Source organism: Terriglobales bacterium (assembly GCA_035624475.1).
Taxonomy (GTDB): domain Bacteria; phylum Acidobacteriota; class Terriglobia; order Terriglobales; family Acidobacteriaceae; genus DASPRL01.
Window position 1 is genome coordinate 1 of record DASPRL010000294.1, and the last position, 4,406, is coordinate 4,406.

Annotated in this window: 5 protein-coding genes; 3 read left to right on the forward strand and 2 right to left on the reverse strand. The window is 66.0% G+C overall.

What is annotated here, in order from left to right; translation table 11 throughout:
• Both metG and VEG08_11715 read left to right on the forward strand, forming a co-directional pair.
• On the forward strand, positions 1-595 hold a 595-nt coding region (metG, locus tag VEG08_11710), incomplete at its 5' end, for a methionine--tRNA ligase subunit beta (GenBank protein HXZ28650.1).
• A gap of 92 nt (positions 596-687) precedes the next feature.
• Positions 688-1,488, forward strand: a complete 801-nt coding sequence (locus VEG08_11715; GenBank protein ID HXZ28651.1) for a TatD family hydrolase — start codon at positions 688-690, stop codon at positions 1,486-1,488.
• A 56-nt stretch (positions 1,489-1,544) separates the two neighbouring features.
• Here the strand turns inward: VEG08_11715 and VEG08_11720 are convergent, their stop codons facing one another.
• Positions 1,545-1,811, reverse strand: coding sequence for a hypothetical protein (locus tag VEG08_11720; GenBank protein HXZ28652.1), 267 nt, complete (start codon positions 1,809-1,811; stop codon positions 1,545-1,547).
• A 60-nt stretch (positions 1,812-1,871) separates the two neighbouring features.
• Positions 1,872-3,200, reverse strand: coding sequence for a hypothetical protein (locus VEG08_11725; protein HXZ28653.1), 1,329 nt, complete (start codon positions 3,198-3,200; stop codon positions 1,872-1,874).
• 542 nt (positions 3,201-3,742) lie between these two features.
• On the opposite strand from VEG08_11725, the gene VEG08_11730 reads away from it, so the two are divergent.
• Positions 3,743-4,240 carry a YajQ family cyclic di-GMP-binding protein gene (locus VEG08_11730; protein HXZ28654.1) on the forward strand — a complete coding sequence of 166 codons (498 nt, stop codon included), beginning with the start codon at positions 3,743-3,745 and terminating at the stop codon, positions 4,238-4,240.
• Positions 4,241-4,406 lie beyond the last annotated feature (166 nt).

The following is a 4,406-nucleotide window of genomic DNA, read 5'->3' on the forward strand; positions in this document are numbered from 1 at the left end:
CTGGGCGCAACTGGGTCTGGGGAATATCGGGAAAGTCCGGCTGGACCAGCTCAAGTGGGGCGAGGTGAAGCTGGGGACCAAGCTGGGCAAGGTCGAGCCCGTCTTTCCCCGCGCCGACAAATCCACTATCGAAAGGATGCAGCAGATGGAAGAGCGCGCCGGCGCACCCCTGCCGCCGAAGGCCGAGGTTGCTTCCCCGGCCAAGCCCAGTGCCTCACCGGCCCCGGCAGCAGCCGCGGCCGCACCCGGGCCCGCCACGCCCGACGGCAAGATCTCGATCGACGACTTCGCCAAGGTCGAGTTGCGCGTGGGCCAGGTCAAGGTGGCGGAGAAGGTGAAGGGAGCGGACAAGCTGCTGCGCCTGGAAGTGGACATCGGCACGGAAGTGCGGCAGGTGGTGGCGGGCATCGCCGAGACCTACACGCCGGAGTCGCTCATCGGGCGCAAGGTGGTGATCGTGGCCAACCTAGCGCCGCGCAAGCTGCGCGGCCTGGAGTCCAACGGCATGATCGTCGCGGCGTCCTTCGGCGAGAAGGGCACGCCGATTCTGTGCGGCTTCCTGGAAGACGTGCCGGTGGGCGCCAAGCTCAAGTAGATCGGGAGATCAGGCGATCGGGTGATCGGGTGATCTGGAAACCAGCGCGCGCCTGAGCCGATCGCCCGATCTCCCGATCACCCGATCTCCCGATGTTCGTCGATTCCCACGCCCATCTCGAGATGCCGCAGTTCGACGAGGACCGCGGCGAGGTGTTCCTGCGCGCGCAGGAAGCGGGAGTCGAGACGGTGGTCGCCATCGGCTCGGGCACCGGGCCAGGCTCGCTGGACTGTGGCATCCGGCTGGCTCAGGAGCACGACTGGATCTACGCCACCATCGGCGTCCATCCCCACGAGGCGCGGCTGGCCACGGAAGCCGACTTTGCCGAACTGGAGCGATTGGCCAAGCGGCCCAAGGTCATCGCCTGGGGCGAGATCGGGCTGGACTACTTCTACGACCACTCGCCGCGGGAGGTGCAGCGGGCAGTCTTCCTGCGGCAGATGGAGCAGGCGCGCGCCGCCAAGCTGCCCATCGTGATCCACTGCCGGCCTTCGCAAGCGAGCGAGAACGCCTGGGACGACTGCCTGGCGCTGGTGCGCGAGCACTGGGCGGCGAGCGGGCTGGGCGGGGTGCTGCACTGCTTCACCGGCAGCCTGGCGCACGCGCGCGCCGCGCTGGAGATGGGCTTCCTGATCTCCTTCGCCGGCAACATCACCTTCCCCAAGGCGCAGAACATCCGCGACGCGGCCCGCGAGGCGCCGCTGGAGCGCATGCTGATCGAGACCGACTCGCCGTTCCTGGCCCCGGTGCCCTACCGCGGCAAACGCAACGAGCCGGCCTTCGTCAAGGAAGTGGCGCGGCAGATCGGGGAACTGCGGGGGATGCCGGCGGAGGAGATTGGGCGGCAAACGGCGGACAACTTCTATCGCTTCTTCCGCTTACGCTCGGGCTGACGCCCTCGCCGGGCGGTGGCGCCCCGGAAGGGGCTCGGCAGGGTTGTTGCCGACGGTTACGGCACGACGGAAGTCGAGCCGTGCAGCGCCTTGAGATCGGCTTCCAGGAATGAGACCGGGTCCGCCATCACGGCGTCGTGGACCACGCGCACCTTCCCGTCTGCGACCACGACGGTCTCCGGGATCTGGTCCGGAAGGCCGAGCTTGTCTTGCCAGCCCGTGCCCGGCGCCACCCGGAGAGCCTCGAGCTTCTGCTTGCGCAGCAGGCGATCAACGGCCTCCTCCGCGCGCTTGCCTTCGAGCACGTTCATGGCGACCACCACGGTCTCCGGGTGTTTTGCCTGAAAGTCCTGCAATCCCCGTAACTCGGAGATGCACACCGCTCAGCCCGGCGACCAGAAATTGATGACCACCGTTCTTCCCTGCAGGGCGCCGGCATCAAACTTCTCGCCCTTGAGGGTGGTGAACTCCAGCGCGGGAGCAGGGCGGTCGAGCAGCTTGGGGACGTAATCGGCAGCCTGGAAGCGCCGGGAGATTCGCGTCTTCAGCTCGCTCTCGTACTGCGTCCGTCCTCCAAAGTTCTTGCGGTAGAAGCGCTCCAGCTCGGCGCGGTATTCCAGGTCGCGGTTGGAAGGCAGCAGGGCGGCGTCGAAGTAGTGGTCGAGAGCGCTCCGCTTGTCGGCCGCAGCGGCGTACGCCTGCGCCAGGACGAAATGGGCCTCGGCCCGGTCGGGCGCACGCTCCACGGCCATCTGTGCCTCTCCGAGGGCGCGTTGCGTCTGATGGAGACCCAAATAGGCCCGGGCGCGCAGCCCGGCGCACTCACCCTCGAGCCGGAGGCGAACGTCGGGAGGAACAATCAACTTCCCAGACGTTTCCTCGGAGGCCAAGGACTTCCAGGCCTCGTCGATGAGCTTCAGCGCGGCGTCGAGCTTGACGCCCTTCTGGACATAGAGCCGCGCCAGTTCCAGGGAAGCGTTGTAGCGGCCGGGAGCGGCGGAGTCTTTGTTCCTGTCGGCGGCTTGCTGGAACTTGGCGAAGGCAGCTTCGGCTCCCGGAAGGTCGCTGAGCTCGACCAAAGTGTCAAGGCGCTGCTGCTGGACGATCTCCTCCGGGACGGCGTTGGGGTAGGTGGCGAGGACGGCGTCGAGGGCAGCCAGGCGCTTTTTCGGGTCGGGTTCCATCTGGGCGTGGTTGAAGGCCATCAGGCCGCGAAGGCTGGGAGTCGAGGCGTTCACCTTGGCATCGAGGGTGGCAACTGCGCGCTTCACGAAGTCGGCGGGCAATCGTTGCTCGTACTGGAGCACAAAGCTGGTGACGGCAGCCCGGGTGTCGCGGTCGTCCGCGTGGGCAGCAAGGACCTGCTCCACCTCCTTGGCCACGGCAGCGTAGGCTTGGGGGCCGCCGCCGCCGCGCTCCGCCTTGTACTCCCACAGGGTGCTCAGCAACCAGGACCTGTGTTGGCCACTGGCCAGCGCGGTTTCCAGAATAGCAATGGACCTGTCCAAGTCCTTTTTGCGCTGGATGTGGAGCGGCCAGCTCTTGCCGGCATAGCTCTCCGCCTGGAACCAGGCGCCGCCGGACGACTTCTGCCCCGAGGGATCGCAGAACACGAGATCCCAGTACTGGCCGGAGTTGTCGTCAAGCGCGCCGGTCTGATCGTCCTTGACGTAGAAGATGGCGTAGGAAGCACGCATCTTTTCCAGCGGCACAGCAGCTTCCCAGTGGTCCCCTCTGCGATCGAAGGGGATAGTGGCGTGTTCGTTAGGAAGATCGGGCAAGTCAAAGGCGATCTGCAACGAGAGCGAAGCTGCACTCTTGAGGGTGGCGCCCTTTGCCGAAGGAAAGTACATGACCCGCATTTCCCGGCTGCGATTGGGCGCGGGAGGGACGGAGGAGGAACTGACCGGGCAGACGGGATCGACGAGAACCGCCCAAGGGGCGGCGGGGGGGCCGGGCGGGGCCTGGGGCGGAGATTGGGCTACGCTCCTGAACGCGCAGCCCACAAGCAGCAATAGGACGCAGACACGAATGGGCACCGAGCACCTCCCTGGTCCGGGGCCCTGAAGGATGAAGTGTACACCAGCAAAGAACGTTCGGGTGGGGCAGCGCCCGCCGTCGGGGATGACCCTTTCAATCATTCCGACTTGAGTGAACACGCACTCCCAGGGTCCGCTGCCCAGCAAAGTGGATGACGGAAGGCGGGGGTACAGGGTAATCTGAAAGGTCTGAAAGGTCGGTTCTCACGGTTCTTATGCCCGACAACTCCTTTGACATCGTCAGCAAGGTGGACCTGCAGGAGGTCTCCAACGCCATCCAGCAGGCGCTCAAGGAAGTGCACACCCGCTTCGACCTGAAGGATTCGAAGTCGGAGATCGCGCTGGAAGGCAAAGAGGCGGTGGTGGTCAGCTCCATCGACGAGTTCAAGCTCAAGGCGGTGAACGACGTGCTGCAGCAGAAGCTGGTGAAGCGCGGGGTGCCGCTCAAGGCGCTGACCTACAGTCCGGTGGAGAAGGCCTTCGGGGGGACAGCGCGGCTGCGCATCACCATGCAGCAGGGCATCCCCATCGAGAAGGCGCGCGAGATCGTCAAGCTGATCAAGAACTCCAAGAAGAAGGTGCAGGCGGCCATCCAGGGCGACCTGGTGCGGGTGACGGGGCGCGACCGCGACACCCTGCAGGAGATCATCGCGCTGCTGCGGCAGACGGATTTCGGCATCGACATGCAGTTCGTGAATTACCGGAGTCAGTAGTCAGGAGTCAGGAGTCAGCGGGGCGGCGAGACGCCGCCCGGGAAAGCCGGCGGGACGCCGGCGCTACAGCACAGCCGGGTCGGCTGTGCCACACAGTTCCGGCGGGGACGCCGGTGCTACGGGGAGAGACATTGACCGGACCGGCGATCGCGGCGGCCAAAGAGAT

Bases quoted from the DNA above. Each gene is read 5' to 3' on its own strand.
- VEG08_11715 (HXZ28651.1), top strand. From the start codon at position 688: ATGTTCGTCGATTCCCACGCCCATCTCGAGATGCCGCAGTTCGACGAG.
- VEG08_11730 (HXZ28654.1), top strand. From the start codon at position 3,743: ATGCCCGACAACTCCTTTGACATCGTCAGCAAGGTGGACCTGCAGGAG.